Source organism: Maribacter sedimenticola, assembly GCF_900188415.1.
Classification (GTDB): domain Bacteria; phylum Bacteroidota; class Bacteroidia; order Flavobacteriales; family Flavobacteriaceae; genus Maribacter; species Maribacter sedimenticola.
Genome location: NZ_FZNV01000008.1, coordinates 46,796 through 72,368, shown reverse-complemented (window position 1 = coordinate 72,368; position 25,573 = coordinate 46,796). Strand labels below are relative to the sequence as shown.

27 protein-coding genes and 1 tRNA gene are annotated in these 25,573 nt (G+C 37.6%); 17 read left to right on the top strand and 11 right to left on the bottom strand.

Annotated elements, in window-relative coordinates:
• The first annotated feature begins 363 nt into the window (after positions 1–363).
• The 7 genes from CHB68_RS16360 to CHB68_RS16330 all read left to right on the top strand — a co-directional run bounded on the left by CHB68_RS16360 (position 364) and on the right by CHB68_RS16330 (position 5,724).
• On the top strand, positions 364–1,845 hold the full coding sequence (locus CHB68_RS16360) for an acyl-CoA synthetase (protein WP_089262633.1): 1,482 nt from the start codon (positions 364–366) through the stop codon (positions 1,843–1,845).
• An 8-nt stretch (positions 1,846–1,853) separates the two neighbouring features.
• Positions 1,854–2,228 carry a malonate transporter subunit MadL gene (madL, locus tag CHB68_RS16355; RefSeq protein ID WP_089262631.1) on the top strand — a complete coding sequence of 125 codons (375 nt, stop codon included), beginning with the start codon at positions 1,854–1,856 and terminating at the stop codon, positions 2,226–2,228.
• Positions 2,229–2,230: 2 nt separating this feature from the next.
• Positions 2,231–2,977, top strand: coding sequence for a malonate transporter subunit MadM (madM, locus tag CHB68_RS16350; protein ID WP_089262629.1), 747 nt, complete (start codon positions 2,231–2,233; stop codon positions 2,975–2,977).
• 59 nt (positions 2,978–3,036) lie between these two features.
• A complete protein-coding gene (locus CHB68_RS16345) occupies positions 3,037–3,453 on the top strand; it encodes an OsmC family protein (RefSeq protein WP_089262627.1) in 417 nt (138 codons plus the stop codon).
• A 92-nt stretch (positions 3,454–3,545) separates the two neighbouring features.
• Positions 3,546–4,088, top strand: a complete 543-nt coding sequence (locus CHB68_RS16340) for a DUF4287 domain-containing protein (RefSeq protein ID WP_089262625.1) — start codon at positions 3,546–3,548, stop codon at positions 4,086–4,088.
• 68 nt (positions 4,089–4,156) lie between these two features.
• Entirely contained in the window at positions 4,157–5,047 is an 891-nt protein-coding gene (locus CHB68_RS16335; RefSeq protein WP_089262623.1) for a cation diffusion facilitator family transporter, read from the top strand.
• 203 nt (positions 5,048–5,250) lie between these two features.
• Positions 5,251–5,724, top strand: a complete 474-nt coding sequence (locus tag CHB68_RS16330; protein ID WP_089262621.1) for a DUF305 domain-containing protein — start codon at positions 5,251–5,253, stop codon at positions 5,722–5,724.
• Between the two features lie 29 nt (positions 5,725–5,753).
• Here the strand turns inward: CHB68_RS16330 and CHB68_RS16325 are convergent, their stop codons facing one another.
• The 5 genes from CHB68_RS16325 to CHB68_RS16305 form a co-directional block, all read right to left on the bottom strand.
• Positions 5,754–6,653: a flavin reductase family protein gene (locus CHB68_RS16325; RefSeq protein ID WP_245838972.1), complete on the bottom strand. Its 900-nt coding sequence runs from the start codon at positions 6,651–6,653 to the stop codon at positions 5,754–5,756.
• Between the two features lie 8 nt (positions 6,654–6,661).
• On the bottom strand, positions 6,662–7,897 hold the full coding sequence (gene fahA / locus CHB68_RS16320; RefSeq protein WP_089262617.1) for a fumarylacetoacetase: 1,236 nt from the start codon (positions 7,895–7,897) through the stop codon (positions 6,662–6,664).
• An 18-nt stretch (positions 7,898–7,915) separates the two neighbouring features.
• A complete protein-coding gene (locus CHB68_RS16315; protein ID WP_089262615.1) occupies positions 7,916–9,070 on the bottom strand; it encodes a homogentisate 1,2-dioxygenase in 1,155 nt (384 codons plus the stop codon).
• Between the two features lie 75 nt (positions 9,071–9,145).
• Complete coding sequence (hppD, locus tag CHB68_RS16310; protein WP_089262613.1) at positions 9,146–10,276, bottom strand: 4-hydroxyphenylpyruvate dioxygenase; 1,131 nt, start codon at positions 10,274–10,276, stop codon at positions 9,146–9,148.
• Positions 10,277–10,335: 59 nt separating this feature from the next.
• Positions 10,336–11,439 (bottom strand): pyridoxal phosphate-dependent aminotransferase, encoded by a 1,104-nt coding sequence (locus CHB68_RS16305; protein WP_089262611.1) that lies wholly within the window; start codon positions 11,437–11,439, stop codon positions 10,336–10,338.
• Between the two features lie 113 nt (positions 11,440–11,552).
• On the opposite strand from CHB68_RS16305, the gene CHB68_RS16300 reads away from it, so the two are divergent.
• Together CHB68_RS16300 and CHB68_RS16295 are read left to right on the top strand one after the other, a co-directional pair.
• Positions 11,553–11,999, top strand: coding sequence for a MarR family winged helix-turn-helix transcriptional regulator (locus tag CHB68_RS16300; protein WP_089262609.1), 447 nt, complete (start codon positions 11,553–11,555; stop codon positions 11,997–11,999).
• Positions 12,000–12,105: 106 nt separating this feature from the next.
• Positions 12,106–12,179 (top strand) — tRNA-Arg (locus CHB68_RS16295).
• A 92-nt stretch (positions 12,180–12,271) separates the two neighbouring features.
• Here the strand turns inward: CHB68_RS16295 and CHB68_RS18450 are convergent.
• Positions 12,272–12,427, bottom strand: coding sequence for a lmo0937 family membrane protein (locus CHB68_RS18450; RefSeq protein ID WP_143815229.1), 156 nt, complete (start codon positions 12,425–12,427; stop codon positions 12,272–12,274).
• A 256-nt stretch (positions 12,428–12,683) separates the two neighbouring features.
• On the opposite strand from CHB68_RS18450, the gene CHB68_RS16290 reads away from it, so the two are divergent.
• Together CHB68_RS16290 and CHB68_RS16285 are read left to right on the top strand one after the other, a co-directional pair.
• Entirely contained in the window at positions 12,684–13,127 is a 444-nt protein-coding gene (locus tag CHB68_RS16290) for a hypothetical protein (RefSeq protein ID WP_089262607.1), read from the top strand.
• 14 nt (positions 13,128–13,141) lie between these two features.
• On the top strand, positions 13,142–14,959 hold the full coding sequence (locus tag CHB68_RS16285) for an alpha-amylase family glycosyl hydrolase (RefSeq protein WP_245838971.1): 1,818 nt from the start codon (positions 13,142–13,144) through the stop codon (positions 14,957–14,959).
• Positions 14,960–15,073: 114 nt separating this feature from the next.
• On the opposite strand, the gene CHB68_RS16280 is transcribed toward CHB68_RS16285, so the two are convergent.
• From CHB68_RS16280 to CHB68_RS16270, 3 genes are all read right to left on the bottom strand, one after another.
• Complete coding sequence (locus tag CHB68_RS16280) at positions 15,074–17,278, bottom strand: ATP-binding protein (protein ID WP_089262605.1); 2,205 nt, start codon at positions 17,276–17,278, stop codon at positions 15,074–15,076.
• 3 nt (positions 17,279–17,281) lie between these two features.
• The gene (locus CHB68_RS16275) at positions 17,282–17,725 is read right to left on the bottom strand and encodes a response regulator (RefSeq protein WP_089262603.1); all 444 of its coding nucleotides are present in this window, start codon (positions 17,723–17,725) and stop codon (positions 17,282–17,284) included.
• A 222-nt stretch (positions 17,726–17,947) separates the two neighbouring features.
• The gene (locus tag CHB68_RS16270; RefSeq protein ID WP_143815228.1) at positions 17,948–18,388 is read right to left on the bottom strand and encodes a hypothetical protein; all 441 of its coding nucleotides are present in this window, start codon (positions 18,386–18,388) and stop codon (positions 17,948–17,950) included.
• A 214-nt stretch (positions 18,389–18,602) separates the two neighbouring features.
• Between CHB68_RS16270 and CHB68_RS16265 the strand changes: the two genes are divergently transcribed.
• The 6 genes from CHB68_RS16265 (at position 18,603) to CHB68_RS16240 (ending at position 22,209) form a co-directional block, all read left to right on the top strand.
• On the top strand, positions 18,603–18,866 hold the full coding sequence (locus tag CHB68_RS16265) for a SemiSWEET family sugar transporter (RefSeq protein ID WP_245838970.1): 264 nt from the start codon (positions 18,603–18,605) through the stop codon (positions 18,864–18,866).
• Positions 18,867–18,928: 62 nt separating this feature from the next.
• Positions 18,929–19,450 carry a DUF421 domain-containing protein gene (locus CHB68_RS16260; RefSeq protein WP_089262597.1) on the top strand — a complete coding sequence of 174 codons (522 nt, stop codon included), beginning with the start codon at positions 18,929–18,931 and terminating at the stop codon, positions 19,448–19,450.
• A gap of 235 nt (positions 19,451–19,685) precedes the next feature.
• Positions 19,686–20,543 (top strand): SDR family oxidoreductase, encoded by an 858-nt coding sequence (locus CHB68_RS16255; RefSeq protein WP_089262595.1) that lies wholly within the window; start codon positions 19,686–19,688, stop codon positions 20,541–20,543.
• Between the two features lie 19 nt (positions 20,544–20,562).
• Positions 20,563–21,009, top strand: a complete 447-nt coding sequence (locus CHB68_RS16250) for a response regulator (protein ID WP_089262593.1) — start codon at positions 20,563–20,565, stop codon at positions 21,007–21,009.
• Between the two features lie 186 nt (positions 21,010–21,195).
• A complete protein-coding gene (locus CHB68_RS16245; RefSeq protein WP_089262591.1) occupies positions 21,196–21,642 on the top strand; it encodes a response regulator in 447 nt (148 codons plus the stop codon).
• Positions 21,643–21,786: 144 nt separating this feature from the next.
• The gene (locus CHB68_RS16240; protein ID WP_089262589.1) at positions 21,787–22,209 is read left to right on the top strand and encodes a BLUF domain-containing protein; all 423 of its coding nucleotides are present in this window, start codon (positions 21,787–21,789) and stop codon (positions 22,207–22,209) included.
• Positions 22,210–22,285: 76 nt separating this feature from the next.
• Here the strand turns inward: CHB68_RS16240 and CHB68_RS16235 are convergent, their stop codons facing one another.
• Together CHB68_RS16235 and CHB68_RS16230 are read right to left on the bottom strand one after the other, a co-directional pair.
• Positions 22,286–23,290 carry a helix-turn-helix transcriptional regulator gene (locus CHB68_RS16235; RefSeq protein ID WP_089262587.1) on the bottom strand — a complete coding sequence of 335 codons (1,005 nt, stop codon included), beginning with the start codon at positions 23,288–23,290 and terminating at the stop codon, positions 22,286–22,288.
• A gap of 280 nt (positions 23,291–23,570) precedes the next feature.
• Positions 23,571–25,496, bottom strand: coding sequence for a PAS domain-containing sensor histidine kinase (locus CHB68_RS16230; protein ID WP_089262585.1), 1,926 nt, complete (start codon positions 25,494–25,496; stop codon positions 23,571–23,573).
• Positions 25,497–25,573 lie beyond the last annotated feature (77 nt).

Genomic DNA, 25,573 nt, shown 5'->3' with positions numbered 1-25,573 from the left:
GTATTTCGGGGGAACTAACTGATTTGGTAGGTATGGCCTTTTTCCCACTCGCATCACAAAATCTACACTTTTCTTCACGCATGAACAGTAATATATTTACTTAAAAATTCCTGATAACTACATTCTAAGACAATGCTGAGCATTACTTCAATCTAGTATAGATGTAGGTAGGAATGCTATAAATTACTAATATACTTTATTAACGAAAACAGCTCCGTAATAACAGCTATTATGATAATACGGCCGTACTACTATCAATATCATAAACAAATTGCCAAAAAGTAAATATGTATTCAGTTTTGGCATATTCACTTATGGTGCTTACCTTGTTATGCTGACACAATTTTTAAGCACCTATAAAAAATGATTACATTAATTGAAAGAGCTAATTCATTTACTGACCGTATAGCCATTAAAAGTGATAGCCAAAATTATACCTACAATCAATTATTAGAGCAATCCACATCTGTTGCCGCTCACCTACTTCAAGACCAAAAAGATTTAAATCAAGCTAGAATAGCCTTTTTAGTTCCTGCTAGTTTTTCATATGCCGCTGTTCAATGGGGCGTTTGGAAAGCCGGTGGAATTGCGGTTCCGTTATGTGAAAAGCATCCCTTACCGTCTATTCAATATGTACTGGAGGATACTAAAGCTACTACTGTCATCTATACAGAAGCATTTGAAGAATTGCTTTCACCTCTTTTTAACAACACCACTATTCAATTTCTAAATTATGCGGATATTGCTCCTAAAAAATCTGAGCTACCTAAAATAAGTCTAGACCGTAGCGCACTGATTTTATATACCAGTGGAACTACAGGGTTACCCAAAGGTGTAGTAACCACTCATGCCAATATTGAAGCACAGATTACGGCTTTGACCACCTCTTGGGAATGGAACAAAGACGACCATGTGTTAAACGTGCTACCTCTTCATCATGTGCATGGTATCATCAATATGTTAAGCTGCGCCTTGTGGAGCGGTGCTTGTTGTCAGTTTTTGCCAAAATTCAACCCCAAAGCTATTTTTGACATCTTTTTAAAGGACGAAGTCAATGTGTTCATGGCCGTACCTACCATTTATTTTAAACTGATTACTTATTATAATGAATTACCACCATCGGAAAAAACGGCCATATCACAACATTTATCAAGATTTAGGTTAATGGTTTCTGGCTCAGCGGCCCTTCCTGTAAGTGTATTGGAAGAATGGAAGGAAATCAGCGGACATATTTTATTGGAACGTTATGGTATGACCGAAATGGGAATGGCAATAAGCAACCCTTATAACGGCATACGAAGACCGGGCCATATTGGTCAGCCGTTACACGGTGTTTCCATTAGACTAGCCGATGAGAATGACCAAGCCGTAAATGAAGGTGAACCTGGAGAAATACAGATTAAAGGCCCCAACGTATTTAAAGAATATTGGGAAAAACCAGATGCTACCGCAGAATCATTTACCAAGGACGGATGGTTCAAATCTGGAGATATTGCCATTTATGATCAGGACAGCTATCAAATATTAGGAAGAAATTCCGTAGATATCATAAAATCCGGAGGGTATAAGATATCTGCCCTAGAGATTGAGGAAGTTCTTCGTACACATCCACAAATAAAGGATTGTGGAGTTGTTGGCATACCAGATTTGGAATGGGGAGAAATTATAGGTGCCAGTATCATTTTAAAACATGGTGAACTGTCTACAGATGAATTGACCAAGTGGATACAGGAAAAATTACCGGCATATAAAACGCCCAGAACATATATTTTTCAGGAAGATTTGCCAAGAAATGTAATGGGTAAAGTAACCAAAAACGAAATCAAAAAAATGTTCACCTCTTAAAACATAACATGAAAATATATGGAGTAGCATTACTGGCCGTTTGCTTTCTAACGGGTAAATTCTTAGGAAATCTGTTGGGCAAACTAATTGGTATTGACAGTGATATTGGCGGTGTGGGCTTTGCCATGATTCTTTTGATCGGATCAAGTATTTATCTTAGAAAGAAAGGCTGGCTAATTCCGGAAACCGAAAAAGGCATTCTTTTCTGGAGCTCTATGTATATTCCCATTATTGTTGCCATGGCTGCGACATTAAATGTAAAAGCCGCGCTATCTGGCGGCTTTGTGGCAGTTGTGGCCGGTATCGTAACGACGTTTGCATGTATGCTACTTGTGCCCGTACTTTCCAAAATTGGCCAAAATGATAAACATCCAAAAATTTAGAAATGGATATTATAGAAAAGGTCATTGCCAAAAACGGACTCATATTCGCATTTCTCTTTGTTGGTTTTGTAATGCTTTTTTCATTTATAATTTCCAGGAAATTATTGCGAAATAAAATTCCTGGGGTAGCCATTGCCATACTTGCAGGGCTCTCCTTGGCATTTTTGGGGGACCAAAAAGGTATTGCCAATATTCCCCTATTTGCGGGTATGGCCATTCTTGGGGGATCCATGTTTCGCGATTTTGCAGTGGTCGCTACCGCCATGAGTGCTGATATTTCAAAAATAAAACAAGCTGGGTTGGCGGGTATAATTGCACTATGCGCAGGGGTGACGGTTACCTTTGCCCTTGGTGCAACGATCGCCTATTTCATGGGATATACAGATGCGGTTAGCATGACCACCATTGCGGCCGGGGCAGGCACCTATATTGTTGGTCCTGTTACAGGTACGGCTTTAGGCGCAAGTTCAGATGTAATAGCCATTAGTGTGGCAACAGGTGTCATGAAAACCATATTTACCACTATAATGACGCCTATTATCGCAAAAAGGATAAAGCTGGACAATCCCCATGCAGCGGTTGTTTTTGGAGGTTTAATAGGTACAACAAGTGGTGTAGTGGCCGGCTTGGCCGCAACTGACGAGAAACTTGTACCTTACGGTGCCTTAACCGCTACTTTTTATACCGGGCTAGGCTGCTTACTCTTTCCCTCCGTATTTTATTTATTACTTACCTTATTAGGGTTCTAGCATAGAAATTCCTTACTTTAATAGCTCCCCTAAATATTCATTTATCAATATTCCCTTACATGCAATATTCCGTCACCGCAACCTCAACTTCAAAATTAAAGGCTACACTAGATATTAAACAAACGACCATTGTTTTTGGCATTACTCCAGCTACTTCAGAAACCTTGGCCAACCCGGCAGAACTCTTTCTTTCTTCGTTGGCCGCCTGTATCTTAAAAAATGTGGAACGATTTTCTGAATTTATGAATTTTGAGTATACGAACGCAGAAATTACACTGAGCGCTACACGCCTAGAAAAACCACCACGTATGGATGATATAAACTACATCTTGCATATTCATAGTACGGACCTACATATCAACCTATCCTTACTTAAAAAAAATATAGAAAAATTTGGGACAATATATAATACGGTAATGAAGTCCTGTGCCATAAACGGTAGAATTGAAATTAATACCGGTAAACTAAATACCTAAACTTTGATAATACATTCATAGGATATCTAAATCCTAATTGAATGCATCCCTAAAATTTTGTATCTTTTTTGTCCACATTTAAACCGCTACCAATGGAAAAGGCCTTACAAACCATGATTGACAATATGCCTGAAAAAACAGGTAAATCATTGAATGAATGGAAGACCATTCTCAAAGAAAAATCATTTGCCAAACATTCTGAGGGTGTTAACTATTTAAAGAAAGAACATGGTGTTACCCACGGTTTTGCCAATACCATTGTTACCCTTTCAAAAGAAGAAAACCATGCTCCAACAGATTTGGTCGATCAGCAATATAAAGGAAAAGAAAGCTTATTACCCATTTATGAAAAGCTCCTTCTTGCGATTAAACCTTTTGGCGACGATATTACCATAACTCCCAAGAAAACTACCGTAAGTATTATTCGCAAAAAGCAATTTGCATTGATAAAACCTGCTACTAAAACCAGAATAGATTTAGGACTTAAAATAAAAGACAAACCTACTACAGAGCGCTTGCAAAATTCCGGTCCGTTCGGCACCATGTGTACCCATAGGGTTCAACTTACCGAAGCTTCACAAGTGGATACTGAATTAATTGATTGGCTGAAAGAGGCTTATGAAAAGGCTGTTTAACACAACCTTTTCATCAATTATATCGTATAAAGTTATCATACATTTTCTTGGCACTGTACCTTTGTTATATGAGTATTGAACAGACTGCCATTAAAACGACATACTTTAGTATTATAGGTAATATTCTATTGGCCCTTATAAAAGGGTTGGCAGGTTTTTTTGGCAATTCCTATGCCTTGATTGCAGATGCCATTGAATCTACCACTGACATCTTCTCCTCTATTTTGGTGTTATTGGGCTTTAAGTATGCGGAAAGACCTGCAGATAAAAACCACCCATACGGACATGGTAAAATTGAACCCATAATTACATTTTTGGTAGTTGCGTTCTTGGTCATTTCAGCTACGGTTATTGTTCATGAAAGCATAGACAATATTCTTACTCCCCATAAAGTTCCTAAACCTTGGACATTATTTGTTCTAGGTGCCATCATTTTATGGAAAGAGATCTCATACCGAATAGTTATTAAAAAAAGTATAGAGACCAATAGCACTTCCTTAAAGGCAGATGCATGGCACCACAGAAGTGATGCCATTACATCTATAATGGCATTTGTTGGTATATCCATTGCCGTTATTTTCGGCAAGGGATATGAAACCGCGGACGATTGGGCCGCTTTGCTTGCTGCTGGATTTATTTTATATAATAGCTATTTAATTCTAAGACCTGCTCTGGGTGAAATTATGGACGAACAACGGTATGATTCCCTTTTGGAAGAAATACGTGTTACCTCTTTACAGGTGCCCGGTGTAACGGAAACAGAAAAATGTTTTATCCGCAAAGCTGGAATGAAATTTCATGTAGACTTACATGCTTTGGTAGACGGAACGATTACCGTTACCGAAGGCCATGATATTGCGCATAACCTAACGGACCATTTATGCGAAAAAATTCCCGTTTTGGGCCATGTCCATATTCATATTGAACCCAATGATGCCACACATCAAGACTATTTTTAACCTCAATATTTTCAAATAGAATAGTCCTTCAAAAAAAATTTGACGCGTTTCATAAAATTTCTAACACAAAGGACATCATAGTTTTTAATTGTTAGTCTCATATTTTAAATTAAGGCATAAAAGAAACTACATTGTTTCCCCCTTATGTAGGCATCTTTTAAACCCTTACCATAATTTAAACAATAACAATTAAACAGAAGTTTATGGAACATCCTGAAAACAATAAAAACCAAAAATATACCACGTTTTTATTAATGTGTATTTGCTCTGCATTTTCCATGTATATAACCATGTATTTCAATACTTATGAAATTAGCCATATTTATTTTAGCTGGACACGTTTATACATGACCCTAATTGGCGTTTCTGGAATGGCTATTATCATGTTCCTATTTATGCGTAAAATGTATACCAACAAAATAAAGAATATGACCATTGTAGGTGTAAGTCTATTGATAATGGGGATATCCACATTTTTGGTCAGAAATCAACTACCAATAAACGACATTGCATGGATGAAAGCAATGATTCCACATCATTCTATTGCAATACTTACAAGTAACAACGCCAATATCAATGACCCAGAGGTACAAAAGCTGGCCAATGATATTATAAAAGCTCAAGAGCGCGAAATTATGCAAATGAAAGAAATAATCAAGAGGCTAGAGAATCAATAAATAAAATGTAAGTTATATTAAATGCCCGTCTATAGATGCAACAAGGCCAAGGCATCTTCCGTATTGCCTTCTGCCAACCACTGTTGTGCCAGTTGGTGCAATGCTACAGCATCTTCATCGTTGTTCAGTATAGATTTCACCTCAGGATGTTCTGCAATAGCAGCTATTGCTTCTTTTGTAGGTAACTCTTCCAGATTACCTAATCTACCCAAATTATTACCCGTCAGTACCGTACTGTTTCGCACAGCTTCTGGCAACATATCTACCCCAATACCTTTGGTTCGTATAGGTTTAGGTATTTCAAACAAAGCATCGCCATTAGCCCTGCAATACCAATTACCGCCCATACGGGCAACCAAATCCAACTTGGGCGTATCCAATTTTCCTTCGGCATCTAAAAATGCTTTCTTTACGTGTATCTGAACCACTTTTGCCAACACTAGATTTCCTGCCCCTGGACCATCACCCAGTGCTATTACTTGGTCAACAACACACTCAAAAGCTACGGGAGCTTCCCCTACTCTCGGCGGCTTTACCTTATCACTTGGTACTTGCGTTAATCCTGATTTTACAAATTCATTTACACCATCACCATATTCCGTACTTGACAAGGACATTTGCTCTACCATGTCATAATTCACGATATTGATTACCGTTTCCTTTACTTCCAAGACATTTTCCAAGGTGTGCTTGGTGGTATTGTCACGACCTCTTCTAGAAGGGGAAAAAACCATGATTGGCGGGTTTACACTGAATAGGTTAAAATAACTGAACGGACTCAAATTTACATTGCCGTCCTTATCAATTGTGCTGGCAAAACAAATAGGTCTTGGCGCTACAGCAGACAATAAATACCCATGCAGTTCTTGTTGAGATATACTTGCCGGGTCTATTGTATTTATTTCTTCATGTTGTGACATTGTGCTCATATTCTAAATTACTTACTGGGTAAAATAGTACCCGTTACTTCACCAAAACCAACCCTTACGCCTTCTTTTTCCGCGAATCCTTTCAAGGTTATGGTGTCATTATCTTCAATAAAAGTGCGTTTGCTTCCGTCTTTTAATTCGAAAGGCTTTTTACCTCCCCACGAAATCTCCAACAACGATCCATAGGAGCTTTCATCTTTGCCCGATATGGTACCCGATGCCATGACATCGCCTACATTTACATTACATCCATTAACAGTATGGTGCGCCAATTGCTGCATCATATTCCAATACATGTACTTAAAGTTTGAGCGACTGATTATAGTTTCTTCCGAAGATTTGGAAGACATCCCCACTTCTAACTGTATGTCATAATTTTTGGCTCCCTCATATTGTAAATACGAAAGTACCGCTGGTTCTTGCTTAGGACCTTGAACCTTAAATGGCTCCAATGCCTCTAACGTAACAATCCATGGAGACATAGATGATGCAAAACTTTTGCCCAAAAACGGGCCTAAAGGTACATATTCCCATTTTTGAATATCCCTAGCGGACCAGTCATTGAACAACACTAATCCAAAAATATGATCGGAGGCATTTTCAACTGCAATCCGTTCTCCTAATTGTGTAGGTTTACCTACTATGAAACCCATTTCCAATTCAAAATCTAAACGCCCCGATGCTTGAAAAACCGGTGTTTCCATTTCATTGGTTTTCACTTGACCCATAGGTCTATGAATATCGGTACCACTTACCACAATGGAAGAAGCTCGCCCATGGTAGCCTACCGGAATATGCCTCCAATTGGGCAATAGCGCATTTTCTGGATCACGAAACATTCTACCCACATTGGTAGCGTGCTCAATACTCGAATAAAAATCGGTATAATCGCCTACTTGCACCGGTAAATGCATCGTAGCGTCTTTCTGTTGCATAAATGCTTCAGGATGATTTTTTAATGGCGAATTTTCTATCACCAGCAACTGCTGTATATCTAAACGGACTTTATTGGTAATCTTCTTTCCTAGAGCGATAAATTCATTTAAAGTTGAATGATTAAAATAGTTGGCATCGACCTCTAACAACCCTAACTCTGATACCACAACCAAATCAACAATTTGCGCTCCAATAGCAATACCTGCTCTTGGCCGATCATCGTTCACCGAAAAAATGCCAAAAGGAAGATTGTAAATGGAAAAATCTGAATTATGGGGTACGCTGACCCATGTTTTAAGTGTTGTCAAGTGTTTTTCTTATTTCTGTTATAACCAAGATTTGTAATAATCGCCATCATCTAATTTCATGGCATTCTCAGTAACCATCAACGGCTTAAAGGTATCTATCATAACCGCTAATTCTTCAGACCCTTTTTGACCTATGCTACGTTCTGCAGCACCTGGATGCGGACCGTGTGGTATACCTGCGGGATGCAAAGAAATATTACCCGGTTGCACACCGTTTCTGCTCATAAAATCTCCGTCTACATAATACAGCATTTCATCTGAATCTATATTGGAATGGTTGTATGGTGCCGGAATGGACTGCGGATGATAATCGTAAAGTCTTGGCACAAAAGAACAAATTACAAAGGCATTTGTTTCAAAAGTTTGATGCACTGGTGGCGGCTGGTGAATTCTGCCCGTAATAGGTTCAAAATTATGAATGGAGAATCCGTATGGGAAGTTATATCCATCCCAACCCACAACATCAAAAGGATGCCCTACATACACCATTTCATGCATGACCCCTTGCTTTTTTACCTTTATCAAATGTTCATTGGTATCGGTAAATGTTTCAAGGTTTTGTGGCAATTTATAATCGCGTTCACAGAACGGAGAATGCTCCAATAATTGCCCAAACCAATTGCGATACCTTTTTGGCGTATAGATCGGCGAATATGACTCGGCATATAATATGCGATTGTCTTCACTATCAAAATCTATTTGATAAATGGTTCCTCTGGGAATGATCAGATAATCACCATATTCAAAGGGAATCTGTCCAAAAATAGTTCTTAAGGTACCTGAGCCTTTATGTATGAACAACATTTCATCGGCATCGGTATTCTTATAAAAATATTCGCGTAACGATTTTCGTGGTGCCGCTACCCCAATGATGATATCACTATTGACCAAAAGTGGCTCACGAGCTATTAAAAAATCGTCTTTTGCGGGTGCATTAAAACTAACCAACTTCAATGAACGTATATTCTTCTCCAATGCAATTTTAGGAGACACATCGGTACTCTTTACGATCTCTTTGACCATGGTAGGTCTATTATGATGATATAACAAAGAGGACATACCGTCAAAACCAATGGTACCGAACAATTGTTCCGAGTACAACTCCCCGTTGGGTTTTCTAAACTGCGTGTGCCTTTTTGGCGGCAACGCACCTTGCTTATGATAGATAGGCATATACGTTCGTTTTGTTAGTTACTACTGTTTTATTAAAATTAAACTATTCTTGGCTTGTCAAGAAATCTGTTGAACTTATAAGGTTCCCCTTAATTCTTGCTCGCGCTCAATAGCTTCAAACAAAGCCTTGAAATTTCCTTTTCCAAAAGAAGTTGCTCCTTTACGCTGAATAATTTCAAAGAACATGGTTGGTCTTGCCTGTACCGTTTTTGTGAAAATCTGCAACAGATATCCTTCATCATCACGATCCACCAAAATACCTAGTCTTCTCAATGATTCAATATCCTCATCGATTTCACCAACTCTTTCTGTCAATACATCATAATACGTAGTTGGTATGCTCAAAAACTCTACACCTCTACTTTTTAAATCAGAAACCGTTTTTACGATATCATCGGTTGCTACAGCTATATGTTGTACACCTTCACCTTCATAAAACTCTAAATATTCATCTACCTGAGATTTTTTCATTCCTGGAGCAGGCTCGTTGATCGGAAATTTAATACGACCGTTACCATTACTCATTACCTTACTCATGAGCGCTGTATAATCGGTAGAAATATCCTTATCATCAAAAGACATTATTTGCTTAAAGCCCATTACATTGGCGTAGAAATCTACCCAATAATTCATTTTACCCTCGTTTACATTGCCAACCATGTGATCCACAAACTTTAATCCAGTAGACGTTGGCTGGTAATCGCTTTCCCATTTTTGGTAGCCTGGTAAAAATGTACCGTTATAATTTTTACGCTCTACAAAAATGTGCACTACTTCACCATAAGCATAAATACCAGAACTTACCACCTTACCGTGCTCGTCTTCTTCGGTTTTTGGCTCCATGTAACTTTTAGCTCCTCTTTTCATAGCCTCGTTATATGCATAGGTAGCATCATCTACCCACAGTGCCGTTACCTTAACTCCGTCACCATGCTTATCTATGTGCCTACCCACATCTGTACCACTCTTTAACGGTGAGGTCAAAACCAATCTAATTTTATCTTGCTCTACCACATAAGATTCAAAATCCCTACTACCGGTTTCAAGACCTTTATAAGCTAAAGATTTAAAACCGAAAGCGGTTTTATAATAATGTGCCGCTTGTTTAGAGTTACTTACATAAAGCTCTAAATAATCGGTACCGTTAATAGGCATAAAATCTTGTGCCTCTTTGTGTTTGTTTTCCGCTACTGTTGAAGTTGACATAGTTTTAGTTTTTTATAGTTTAATTATTGTTGCTTATGCAACATTTATAACAAAAAAATTTATGTTGTAATCTCGCTCTTTATAAGTTCTTCCATGGTTGCCAAAAGTGCTTTGTTCGCTTTTCTGGTACCAAAGGAAATACGCACTTTACCAGGTGCTCCAAAATTGCCTACAGGTCGTACCATGATTCCTCTTTTTTCTAAAAAAGTGGTGAATTCCATATCATTGATCGGCGGATCTATGAGTACAAAATTACCCTGTGTTGGCCAGTATTTTATATCCATTGCATCAAGTCCGTTCAAAACAAACCTTCTTTCTTCCTTAACCAATGCTACGGTCTTATTGACAAACCCTACATCTTCCAGGGCAGCAATTGCTCCTTCTAACGCCAATGAAGACAACAAGAAGGGCTTGCAAATCTTCCGCATATAATTGCTAATAGCTAATGGGGCATAACAATAACCAACCCTTAGACCTGCCAAACCATAGGTCTTTGAAAAACTATTGATCGCAATTACATTTTTACCTTCTATAACAAAAGGAATTCCCGATGTATAATCCTCGGCTTCGGCAAAATGTCTGTACACCTCATCCAAAACCAGCACCACGTGGTCAGGTAATTTATCAATGAAGTTTCTTAGGTCTGCCAGTGGAATATAATTTCCTGACGGATTGTTGGGCGATGCAAGAAAAACCAATTTTGTTTTTTCGTTAATGGCCTCTAGAATACCGTCCAAATTGTAATCATAATCCTCGGTCATGGGTACGTTGATCGCCTTTGCACCCATCCAACGGGTAAAGGCCGTGTACGGCAAAAAGCATGGCTGACTCACAATTACCTCATCATCTTCGTTCAAAAATGCCTTGGAAATCATATCTATAATTTCTGAACCACTATTTGCGGTAATAAAATTATCTGCTGTTAGTACACCATCAAAATCTTTTACCAATGCCTCACGTAATCGAATATCGGTATTATCCGGATACAGGCTCAAATCATCTAAGGTTCTTGCCAAAGCTTCCTTAACTTTTGGGGAATACCCCAAAGGATTTTCGTTGGAAGAAAGCTTATGAACCTCTATACCATCTGGCATAACAATCTTTTTACCTCCACCCTTATAGGTACTGTCCTCTAAAATGTAACTCTTATATCCTAATTGCATAGTTTTTCTACCTATTTGTAAAGTATAAAATTACAAAAAATAATTAATTTTGTTGCATTAACAACAAAATTATCGATAAACTCCGTTACTTTTGAAATTACAATCATTTTACTATGGACAGGACCGAGGGATTTGGCGTGTATATAGACCGCACCCTAAAAAAAGTACAGAGCACGTTCTTGCAGGTGTTCGCCGAAAACAACATTGACCTTACCATTGAGCAATGGGTAATTTTACAACGGGTACACCTAGAAGGAAAAGATGCGTCGCAAGCGGATATTGCAAAATCCAATTTCAGGAATCGCGCTACTACTTCAAGAGTAATTAGCGGCTTATGCAAAAAAGGCCTGTTGCGAAAATCCAGGTTTAGGGATGACCAAAAAAGATATAAATTGGTCATGACAGAAGAAGGTGCGGCGCTTATACAACAAGTAATGCCTTTTATAAAGGATTTGCGAAAGGCAAGTACCCAAGGTATTACCGAAGAGGAATTTGAAACTTTTTATAAAGTGCTCGACCAATTATATGAGAATTTTGACCAATATGAAGGCCGTTCATAGCCCTAAAACTTGGCTATTGGGAAATATTAAAATTTTTAAGTGATTTTGGTTTTACCAGTCTATAAATTTCACTAAGTTTGCACCCACATTTGAAAAAACAGTGTACGGTCGCATAGCTCAGCTGGATAGAGCATCTGCCTTCTAAGCAGACGGTCGGAGGTTCGAATCCTCCTGCGATCACTCTAAAGCCCCTTTTAGGGGCTTTTTTGTTACACCTATTTCTTTCCGAATTTAGTAGATCGCCGCTACAGGACTTCCGCCCATTTTTATTCTTATGTATTCTTGTGGTTCAACCAATTATATATGGCCAGAACAATGGCCAAAACAAGTAAAATATGGATGACCGCTCCTAGTATTTTGAATACTAAAAAGCCAAGCATCCAGCCTATTACAAGAATAACGATAATGGTCCAAAGAATTTTTTTCATCCTACTTTTATTTGGACAAACTTATAACGGTCGGCATTTTTTGCCAATTGCCATAAGATTGCATTGTTCAAAGCTAAAAGTACCATGGTAGATTAAATGAGATTGGTTCTAAAAGGTTGTTTGTTAATCCTATCAAAAGCGCAAATATCCCAAACCAATTTTACCCCTAATTTTTTCTTGAATTATTTCTTTTTGGGCTAACATATAAGCTGATAATGCTAATGCGCATACCCTAGGTGTTGGAAATTGCACCATAATGAATGCAGCAAATCAATTTAATAAAACGTACAACAGATTGTATCAGATTTCAGAAAAATCTGCCCACCTACTTTATGTCCTAGAGCAGTTATTGGACAGGATGGATTATAGGTTGTCCAAAAATCTGAGACTAAAACAACGCTATTCCAACGTGCATAAGTTCTACGTTGAAATTACTACGGAACTTAAAAAATTAAAGATGGTCCATGGTTGCTCAACTAGTTTATGTAGACCGCCCGCCAAACAATGGATAGATATACAAGAGCTGTTTTCGGCACAGAGCATGTTAGAAATTGAACATCTTTTGCAAGTGGCTACCTATGAACAACTTCAACAATATGATCAACTTCTTGGCACTACGGATATTCCTTGCAATTTGGCCAATATACTTCATCTTCAAAGAAATCAAATACACACGGATTTATATAATTATGACACTTAAATAGAATTAAAAATATGGAAATAGATAATAATGTGACTATGGATATGGATATCCAAAAGTCTGCGGGCATGGGCGCTATCATAGCGCATGGCGTGGTTACCTTTAGGGTATGGGCACCCCATGCGGAAAATGTATTCGTAAAAGGGGATTTTAATGATTGGAAGGATGATGGGGTTGCACTTGAATCTGAATCCAACGGATATTGGGCAGGGGTAACCAAATTGGCAAAAGAAGGCGATGAATATAAATATGTTATTCATAATAACGGCACTACATATGAACGCAACGACCCATATGCTTTTGAAGTTACCAATAGTAACGGCAACTCTATCATTAGACAGTTGAACTTTGATTGGGAAGATGACGGGTTTCAAATTCCGGCATGGAACGAACTGGTCATCTATGAACTTCATGTAGGTACATTTAACCGCAAAAAAGAGGACCAGGTAGGAACATTCAACGATGTTATAGAGAAGTTACCCTATTTAAAGGAACTGGGTATCAATTGTATTGAACTATTGCCGGTTGCTGAATTTGCCGGAGGTATATCCTGGGGCTACAACCCGGCCCACCCATTTGCCATTGAACAGGATTATGGTGGCCCGGACGCATTTGCCAAAATGGTGAACGAATGCCATAAAATGGGCATTGCCGTAATTATGGATGTCGTTTATAACCATTTTGGCCCCTCTGATGTTGACCTATGGCAGTTTGACGGTTGGAGCGAAAATGACAAGGGAGGAATATATTTCTACAATGACCATAGAAGTGATACCCCTTGGGGCGATACCCGACCAGATTACGGCAGAAAGGAAGTGCGCCAATACTTAAGGGACAATGCCCTTATGTGGATAGAAAAATATCATTGTGACGGACTTAGAATGGATGCAACATCCTATATACGCTATGAAGGTGGAGGCTTAGGATACGATACCGAGATTGAGGAAGGGAATATACTTATGCGCGATATCAATGCCGAAATAAAAGAGAAATACCCGCATGTACTTACCATTGCAGAAGATTTAAAAGGTGATAGCCGTGTAACGGACGACCCAATAGATGGCGGACTAGGATATGGAAGCCAATGGGATATGGAATTTGTACATCCGGTAAGGGAAGTAATCCAAGATACCCATGATGATGGCAGGGATTTACAAAAAATTGTGAATGCCCTTGAATTTAAATACAGCGGAGACTACTTTAAACGTATTGTCTATACGGAATCTCATGACGAGGTAGCCAACGGTAAGGCAAGGGTTCCTGAGGAAATACAACCAGGGGATGCCGAAAGCGATTTTGCAAAGAAAAGGGCCATTCTAGGTATGGTACTCACTTTAACCGCACCCGGTATACCCATGCTGTTCCAAGGTCAGGAATTTATAGAGGACGAGTATTTTCAAGATACGGAAGGATTAGACTGGACTAAATTGGAAAAGCATACGGGTATTAAAAATTTAATTCGTGACCTGATCAATCTTCGTACCGGAAAGAGCGATCGTAGTTTTGGTCTACGGGCCCAAGGCATTACCATCTTGCATTTTAATCAAGATACCAAGATCCTTGCCTATGTACGTCATGATGAAAATGAGGAAAATGAACCGGTATTGATCATTTTAAATTTCACCAACAAGAATTATACGGAATACGGTATTGGTGTTGAAGATAATTCTGATTGGAAACTAAGAATCAATTCCGTTTACAAGGAATATGACCATGCGTTTACAGCAGAAGAAATCAAGGACCTGGATATTGAAGAGGAATCTACCGATGATAAAAAATGGACAGGTTTTGTGGATATTCCCGCTTATGGCGCTTTGATATTCACCAAATAAGTAATATCCTTTGGAACAATAATAATGTGCCCCGTCAATATAATTTGAACGGGGCATATTTTTTAATACCTACCGACCTTATAGTTGAATACGTTTAACTTAGAAACAACATAATCAATGTACGGGAAGATACACTACAAAAGTGGCGCCCTCCCCAAGCGTACTAACGGCATGAATATGGCCTTGGTGGTTTTCAACTATCTTTTTACAAATAGATAGCCCTATACCGGTACCGGAATATTCTGTTTTGGAATGTAATTTTTGAAATACCTCAAAAATGGTCTTTGCATATTCTGGCGCAAATCCAATTCCATTATCGGCCAACGCAATTCTGTGGTATGCCGTAAAGTTTTTGGAAAATTTTTCCTGTATTTCCTGAGCGTTCACCTGCGTAGATGAAATAGTGATGATAGGGTCTACATCATTCTTTCTGTATTTAATGGAATTGCTGATTAAATTGGCAAATACCTGCTCTAATTTAAAGGCAACCCCTTTTACCTTTGGCAAAGGGCCATTGCTTATTTGGGCATTGGTTTCTTTGATCAGTTGTGACAATTCATCGGTTACCTTACTCACCACCCCGTTGAGATTTACTTCTTCAAATTCACCATCCTGTCTTTCAATACCGCTATAGGTCAACAGATTTTGAATGAGATCTCGCATCCTTAGGGCAGCAATCTTTATTTTTTCAAAATAGACCACAGATTTTTTAGGCAGGGATTCCCGCGCATCATCCTCTATACGGGAAATAAACACCTGAATTTTCCTTAACGGCTCCTGTAAATCATGACTAGCCACCCTACTAAAGGATTCCAATTCCTCGTTGCTCAACTTAAGTTTATCGTAACTGTCAATTAATTGATTGTCTTTCTTGACTTGCTCGGTAATATCCTGTACAATGCCCACAGAGACCGGTTGATTTTCTATCTGTATTAATCGCCCATTAATATTAAGGTGCAGTACCTTTTTATCCTTTGTGATTATCCGTAATGTAGAAATGGAAGAGGTTCCGTTTTCAATGGTCTCCGCACATAAGGTATCATAATCTTCCCTGTCATCCGGATGAACCATATTCCGATAGTTCTCCAAGGTAATGGGAAAACTATTGGGCTCATACCCTAATAGCCTATAAAAATTATCCGATATGGTTACCGAGCCATCATCTAAATACCATATATAACTGCCAATACCTGCTACAATTTCCGCTTCCTTAAATATGGTATTCTGCAAACTAAGCTCCTCATTAAGCTCATAAAGGGCTTTTTCCGTTTTTTTAATATTGGTGGTATCCCATGCCGTATTGGTAATACCTCCACCAGATTTTACAATGGTGTTGCAAATAGTCTTTGTATTATCTGCAAAGACATATTCACTTTCATGCTCTTGGGCCTCTCCGGTATTGTAACAGTGTTTCATAAGGTCCAAAAGACCATTCTCTACTACCATAGGGTACATCTCCACCAACGTTTTACCAATATTTTCAGCTTGATCGCTTCCTGTAACTTCCTCAATGGCGTTAGAGGCGTACACAAATTTGAAATCAATTACTTTACCCTGGTCATCTTTAATGGGTTCAAAATGACTGATTACATTATTGGAACTTTTATAGACACCCTTTAAAAACGTTTCTGTCTCCTGTAATTTTTTATTCTGTTCAATAATATGGGAATTGACTTTGGTAATCTCCCGCTTTTGACTATAAATACTAATAAAACCAATGACAAATATGATCATTGATGTAATGGCTACCAATAAAGAGGACAGTGGTGTTAAGAATGATTGGGATGTAAACTCTTCCCTTCTGGAGACCATTAAATAGTTTTCCTCGGATAACATATTCTTTTTGATTACCTGGGCCTTGTTCACAATTTTGGAAATACGTTCCAAACGGTCTAGCTGGGGCTGTTTATTGGCAACTTCCGTACTGTCCAATATAGGTGTGACCGGTAGTTCAGATATCATATCGTTCCTCAGGGCCTTTAATACCTTTACCCGTTCCTGTTGGGAATCATTGTCCTTGGTCAACGCTTGTAAACGCTCTAGCCCTTGGTCAATTTCAATTATGACCATATCGCCCAAGTTTTCGTGATCTTGTTGTATTTGCGCTTTTAGCTGAATGGATTCCAGTAATAAAAAATTTGCGGATAATTCTACTATGGCGCGCTGTACATCAAGCGTATGGGTTACCTTTTCCCCAGAACTATAAAGCCGCTCTACCTGCTTATAGCCTACACCGGCGGTATATAGCAATAAGGCCGCAGCCAGTATCAATAAAAATACATACGTTTTGGTAGAGGCTAAAATTCGTTTAATGTCCATACGTTAGCTATAAATGAAATTATCCCTGGTTAACTCCTTATCGCTCTTGGACCAATCTATCCGTAGTATATTATGTATGATTTCCGTCAATTTTTTAAAGGAATCCGGCTTGGTCACATATAGGTTGGCCCCCTCGGCAAATGCACTTTCAATATCCGTAGAAGATGAAGATGTAGAATATATGGCCACTTTTATGATATCCAAATGGTTATGGGATCGGATTTCCTTTAGACACTGAAGGCCATTGATTATTGGCATGTTCAAGTCCAAAAAAATCAATTTTGGCAAGATGGGTTGGTTTAAGTTCAGGAACTTCAAAATTTCCTGGCCATTCTCAAAAAGAAAGAGTTGTGTGGCTATGTTAATTTCTTCTATAGCTTCTTCAAAAAAGGACCTATCATCCTCATCATCATCTACCAAGGCTATATGTAATTTATGTTCTTTCATCTATACGGGGGTTATTGCTATATACGGGGGTTATTGCTAAATGTAGTCGATTATCTATTAGGTAGCGATTTAATGTTCTATAATATTTACGTAAATCCTCATAAAAATGTTCATTTAAACCAAAAAATTAAAGGAATTTTTAGATTTTGGCATTTTTTATAAACTAAAATTCAATATTAGAAGCGAACCCCAAAATTCACCGCTTTAAAATGTATTGGTATGCTACCCTACTTTGGTCAATATCCACAATGCCGATACCCCAAATATCATATGTGCACAGATCAACTGAACAAAAAAATAAACCAAATTGATCTCTGGTGGATCGGAATGTTTTTTAAACATAATTGTCCATCCCAGTACACCTATGATACCTAGAAAAAATCCTAAAACCACTCCAGAAAGCAATACACTGAATTCCTTGGCGTAATTTATATAAAAATACAGACCCATGGCCATAAGTATCCCAATGGCCAAATGTATGGCCCACCCCCTAATGTCATTATCCTCAGCATCAGAATCAAATGTACCGCAACGATCGATCAATTTATTGAGAAGATGCGCCTCATTAAATTTATGACCGCTCACTTTTTCCAAAATATGGCTAAAAACGGTCATTACCATAGTTCCCAATATTCCAGACAATATGATCAGTATTACGTCCATACCCATGCTAAAAAAGATATCCAAATATAAAAATCATACAAAATTTTATAATGTGCACATGGCAATATCAATTGAACAAACAATTCATGTGAATGCGCTAAAAGTTGAGCGGTTATCATTAAAGGCATCTCACTTATGCTACTAACTTTGCTAAAACGCACATAGCGTTGCGACTATCTTTTAGTTATAGCCCTCTAAAAAAATGTGTATGCGTATGGAAGAACTTATAGGAACATTCGCTGGATTTTTTACTACCGTAGCGGCATTGCCACAAATATATAAAGCATGGCGCTCCAAGAAGGTCGATGATGTTTCTCCAAAAATGTTCTATATCATTACTATTGGTGTTTTTCTTTGGACCATATATGGCATATTAAAGGCCGATGTTCCCATAATCGTAACCAATGGAATATCCGTAGTACTAAATTGTACCATGCTCGTACTGATATACAGATACCGTACGGTGTTCAATGGATAATTCAAAGGGCCACGCTTCTTAATTGACTGTTCTATTTACGTACAAATTAAAAATACAATATCATGAAAACATTATTTGATACTACATGGGAAAATGTACTGTTGATCATTGCTAGCGCTATTGGTATTTACTTAGCAATCATAATCTTGACAAGAATAAGTGGCAAGCGTAGTTTTTCAAAAATGTCCAGTTTTGATTTTGCGATGACCGTTGCTGTAGGTTCCATTGTGGCTACAACCATTTTATCGTCCTCCGTAAAATTGATAGAAGGTATTATTGGTCTAATAGCCATTTATGGTTTACAAATTTCCATTGCATTGGCACGTAGAAAAAAAAGCATACAAGAACTTGTGGACAATTCTCCCCTATTATTAATGGATGGCGAAAAAATTATCGACGCCAATCTTTTAAAGGCAAGGGTTACGGAGGGCGACCTACGTTCAAAATTACGTGAAGCAAACGTAACGGACCTACAACAGATCAAAGCGGTGGTTTTTGAGACTACGGGAGATATTTCCGTATTGCACAAAAAAGATGACAAACCCCTTAGCTTATGGATTATGCAAGATGTAATGAGGGCATGAAACATATTAAAAAAAAGTAATTTTCTTGAAACGACATAGACACCTTTTTCTTAAAAAACGATCGTAAATCCTTTACCGTTCAACTTCATTTTTTTTGAGTTATTCCATAGTAAAATCCTGTTTTAATTTTAGGTTATTAAAAAATACATGGTTAACAACATCTCTAGGATAATTATATAATTAAAACGATATAATCCAAGATGCATCTTAACCTTTCATAACTAAACATTAAACAATGATAGATATTGATATAAAAAAAAGTGAAGAACAGGCTAAACAACCTGGCAATGAGCATAAGATGAACCCTACCCCCATTACCATACGAAAAGATTATAAGGGGAGCGAAAAATTACTTGGTAAAATAGCCTTGATTTCTGGCGGTGACAGTGGAATAGGTAAAAGTACCGCATTACATTTTGCCAGGGAAGGCGCCAAGATTGCCATCATCTACTTTAACGAGGATGAAGATGCGGAACAGACCAAAAAAGAAATTGAAGCCGAAGGAAGTAAATGTCTACTGCTTAAAGGAGATGTAAAGGACGAGGAGTTCTGTAAATCTGCCATTGCCAAGACCGTTTCACATTATGGTAAATTAAATGTTCTTGTCAATAACGCTGCCATGCAATTTCCTGCGGAACGATTGGAAAACATAAGCTCGTCCAATTTTCAAAAAACCTTTGAAACGAACATATACGCTTATTTCTATTTGGCCAAGGCGGCTATGGCCCACCTTACCGCTGAAGATACCATTATCAACACTACATCTGTAACGGCATACCGTGGTTCTGAACATTTAATAGATTATGCTAGCACCAAAGGAGCCATAGTTTCATTTACGCGAAGCCTTTCCAAAGCATTGGCACCAAAAAACATTAGGGTAAATGCTGTTGCCCCAGGCCCAATTTGGACACCGCTTATACCAGCAACTTTTGAGGGCGAAGACCTTGAAAATTTTGGTAAGGATGTACCCTTGGGAAGGGCGGGACAACCGGCTGAAGTAGGTCCGGCTTACGTGTTTTTGGCCAGTAAGGATAGTAGCTACATGACAGGACAGGTTATTCATATCAATGGCGGAGAAATAATAGGGGGTTAACTTAAAATGGCATGGAATTATGGGCACGATCGATAATGATGATTTTCTAATTTTTATGGCGGAGGACGATACCGACGATCAGCAAATCTTTACGGAAGCTATAGCAGAGGTCGACCAGAATATCAATATTCAACTTTTTGATAATGGAGAAACATTGTTACACGAAATGGATACGACCTCCACATTACCAAATATCATATTCCTAGACCTGCTAATGCCTAAAAAAAATGGAGAGGAATGTCTAAAGGAACTGCGGGCCAACAGTTCCTTTGACAACATACCCATTGTGGTTTATTCCAATCTGTATGATATTGATAGAATATCCAACTTATTTGAATTGGGTGCTAATCGATATTTGCATAAACCGGCCTCGTTTAAAATTCTTACAACTGCCCTAGGTAGAACCATACACTCTATTAAAAACAATAGCTTAGGTGGCACCGCCATTATACATTATGCCGATTAATCAAGGTATTTTTAATTGCGGATTGAGTCATCATTTGAGTTAATTGGGATATAAAAAAAATAGTATTTTTTATATATTGCAAAGCAATTGAACTAAACAACGACCTATTAATTAGTTAACATTATAAAAATTACATACAATTCTTTACCCCACAAAAGCGTTTAAAATGTACAATTGTTAGTTACTATGAATCAAACCCTTATAAATGTTTACCTCGCAGATGATGATAGCGATGATAGAACATTCTTTTCTGATGCATTGAAAGAAATACCCATTAAAACCAAAGTCTCCGAATTTAACAACGGTGTTGACTTAATGGCCGATTTGGTATCCGAAAACGAAACACGCCCAGATGTTATATTTTTAGACCTTAAAATGCCAATGATGGACGGTTTTGAATGCCTGGCGGATATTAGGGAACTGCCGCAGTATATAGACACACCGATCATTATTTACTCAACATCCTATCACCCAAAGGAAATTACGCGATTAAAGGAAATGGGTGCTTCGTTATATCTTCAAAAACCATCATCTTACAATCAGCTAAAGACATTATTGCATAAATGTTTAAGCTATATTAAAAACACTTCCAAAAACGAAACTGCAGAACCTGAGTTCGTGATTTCTATTTAGTTTTCAATTACCGCATTCATTTTCTATACAAACTTTATTATATTTAGTTAATAGTAATACAAATTAACTTTATGGCTATTGTTAATGGTTAACTTTGTGGGCTAGATATAAATATCTTTTTATAGATAAATCCAAAATAAAAGAATGCACGAATTAACCTATCGTTCCACGGCCAAGTCCAACCTTACAAAGGATGATTTAGAAAATATTCTAACGACCTCAGTTGCCAACAATAAAAATTTGAACATTACAGGGTGTCTAATCTACCACAAAGGTATGTTTGTACAAACCCTACAAGGTGCAAAAAATCACATCTTTAATGTGTATAACAATATTGAATCCGATATGCGCCATGATGAGGTGAATTTATTATGGGAAGGTTCAGCAACTAAAGCGGTTTTTGATGGATGGCACATGGCCTATTATTCACCGGACGAAAAAACCGATGAGGTAGAATTAAAGGTGTTTGAAAACAATCTATTGATATTATCCTCCTACCACAACAATGATTCCGCATCGGTAAGGTTGTTTTGGAAACAAATAAAATCCTTAATATTTGAACATTGATTTTAATGTAACCTATAAAAAAAGCGCCAACTATATCATAGTTGGCGCTTTTTACATGTCTGTCCTTTATTTTAAATTATGCGGATAACGATACTTTTCTAGTATTCATTAAATAGGTCTTAGGCGTACAGTTAAATCTATTTCTAAATATTTTAGAAAAGTAACTTCTGCTGGTAAAACCAATGGTATATACAATTTCGGAAATATTCAAATCTGAGGTCTGTATCAATTCTTCTGCTAGAACTAATCTTTCATTTCTAATAAAGTTGGTTACGGTAGTACCTTCCATTACCTTAAATCCTTCCTGCAATTTTGTCGGGGATAATCCATATTCCCTACTTAAATAAGTAACGGTATAAGGGTATTCCGGTTTTCTTTTAATTGCGTTCACCGCTTCCTCAATTCTCAACAACTCACTCTTGGTTAAAATGGTTGACACTTGACCTTCATTGTTGATATCTTCTCTACACTGTAAAATTTCAAGTGCCAAAGTAAAGCTCACAATACCATCAATAAGCAATTTTCTAACCAACCCTTTTTGATGTATGGAACGTATCTGTAACAATTGCTCCTTTATTTTCAAGTTAAACGTACCAATATGCTCATAACTATCTTCTTGTAAAAAAGAAGAAAACAACTGCTGATAAAGGTCACTTCCTTTTTCTCCTTGAATTTTTGGGGCATCGTCCTCAGAAACCCTGATAATGGCAATATTAGATTTTGTTCCCTCTTTCAATTTTATATCAATAGTATCGTTTTTACCACCGATCAACACGGTTTGCAAAGCTTCCACTTTTAAGGATTTAGTAGTACCGTAATTGCGTTGTACGGTAAAATCACCTTCTAAACAATAGATGAAATATAAACATCTATGACCGTTCATTTCAAGGGAAAAATTAAAGTCCTGGGCCAAACTTAAATCGTATTCCGTATAAGAGATTCCAGATTCCAACGCTACCGTCTGTATACGGCCGGTTCCTTTTTCATTATCGTATTGAAGAATACGATCTCCTTCAAAACTAGAAATACTTCCTCCTAATACGTTATTAAAATAATTTAACTGGTTGTGGACTACTTGCATAATAATGGTTTTTGAGAATTAATAATTAATGCATTATTAGTCGTGCCCATATTTGTTGGCACACCCATTTCCTGTGGAGTGTTCATGGCATTCAACTTACTCACCATCTTTTTTCTTACCATGCCAACTCTGGCGTATTGTAGATTTTTCATAACTGACTAATAATTTCTTTTACAAATATCTAGGTATTGATGGGGTTTTATGTTACATCATTTTAAGAATGAGTTACACAATTTTAAGATTGGCCAATTAATAGTGTAAGACTGAAGAAGGAATGTAGTTAAATAAGTACGGGCAAATACACGATAAACTCAGCGCCAACGTTGGGTTTGCCCTTGGCCATAATGGCACCATTGTGCGATTCTACAATTTTTTTACAAATAGATAACCCTAATCCCGTACCGGTGAATTCGTTTTTGCCATGCAAGCGCTGGAAAATTTCAAAGATTTTCTTTTCATATTGTGCTTCAAAACCAATCCCGTTATCCAAAAACTGCAATTTTACATAGACATCATTGCTCAAACTCAATTCTTGGGGCAATTCATTTTTAGAGATTATGGTACTCTTGATCTGTATGTTGGTTTCCGTATTCGGCTTAATGTATTTTAAGGAATTGGAAATTAAATTGGTAAACAATTGTTCTAACTGAAATTGCACTCCGTTGACAATGGGCAGGTCGTCAGCACTAATTTGTGCCTTTAATTCATTGATACGTTCTCCCAGATCATCCAAAACATTGTCCAATACATCATTTAGATTTACGCTTTTGGGCAATTCTACTACTTCCTCCACTTTGGAGTACGACAGTAAATTGTTGATCAAGTTTCTCATGCGGTCAGACGAGGATTTTACCTTTTCAAGATATCCTTGGGACTTTTGGTTCATACGTCCCTTTTCCTCATCGCTCAACCTACTAATGAACATTTGAATTTTTCGCAATGGTTCCTGTAAATCATGACTGGCTACCCTGTTAAAGGCCTCAAGGTCAGAATTGGTTCTTTTGAGCTCCGCATTTCTGGCCTGTAAATTGGATTCTATTTCAATTTGCCGGGTAACATCCCGTATAACACCAACCATATACCAGTTTACATCCTTCTTAAAACATTCTCCTATGGTATTTAAATACTTGATTTCCTTTGTTTTGGTCATTATTCTAAAGACCAGGTCCGTTCTACCTTTGTGTTCACGAGCGTCCCTAAACCCTTTTTTTACCCTTTCTACATCATTTACATGGACAAAGGAAAGTAGACGTTCATAATTAGATTCAAATTCATTGGGCTCATACCCGAACAGGCGATATACATTGTCCGAATATTTTACGTCCGTTTTTGCCAGATTCCATCTAAAACTTCCAATACTGGCTACAGACTCCGCCTCTGTCAATAATCTATTCTGAACAAAAAGTTGTTCCTCATATTCTTTCTCCCTAGAAACATCCTTGGAAAACAACATGATCCCATCATTCATTTTTATGGCCCTGTTGCTGAACCAAAAATCTTCATCGTTAAAATGGTACTGCCTTAGAAATTCTACATTTTCTTCCGTGGTATAACATTCCCTCAACAACTGTAGTACCCCATTGGTACTATTCTGAGGATAATATTCCAATAATGTCTTGCCAATGATCAAGCTAGGTTCCTCCCTAGTGATCTCCACCATTCTGTTATTAATATATTCTATTTTAAAATCCTCTATTTCACCATTGGCATCATAAGTAGGCTTCACATAGCAAATAATATTATTAAAGCTATCCAGAACACTATTGTTGATTATACCTGCCAACTCCTGTTCATTGATAATCCGCTTATCATTGGCACTTTCCAAAAAGCCCGCATTTGTCTTTAATATGTCGTTTTCTATATTGAACAAAAACGTTAGCACAACTCCTTCCCCATTGCCTTTTAATGTGGCATAGGTATACCCGGTTTGCTCTGCCAATGCAGCATACAAGGGAATGTTTACCTGCTCTTGGCTTTCAAAAACCTCTTGCAATGCATTTTGCAATCCTTCGATCAACGATAATTTTTCTATTTCGGCTATTGTATGGTCAACCAATGTATTTTTAGATGAAACCAATAGCGTTTGCGCAGCAACATTGGCATATACAATCTTGAAATCCGTATTGTTACTTTCTTGTGGATCAATAGGCATTACATATACTATTGCGTCCTTAGAATCGTCAACAATATTTTTCAAAAAGTTCATGCTAATTAAAAATTTGGATATTCTAAAAGTAAGCGAAGAATAACAATCAACTACGAAATACGTAAAAATGAATTAAA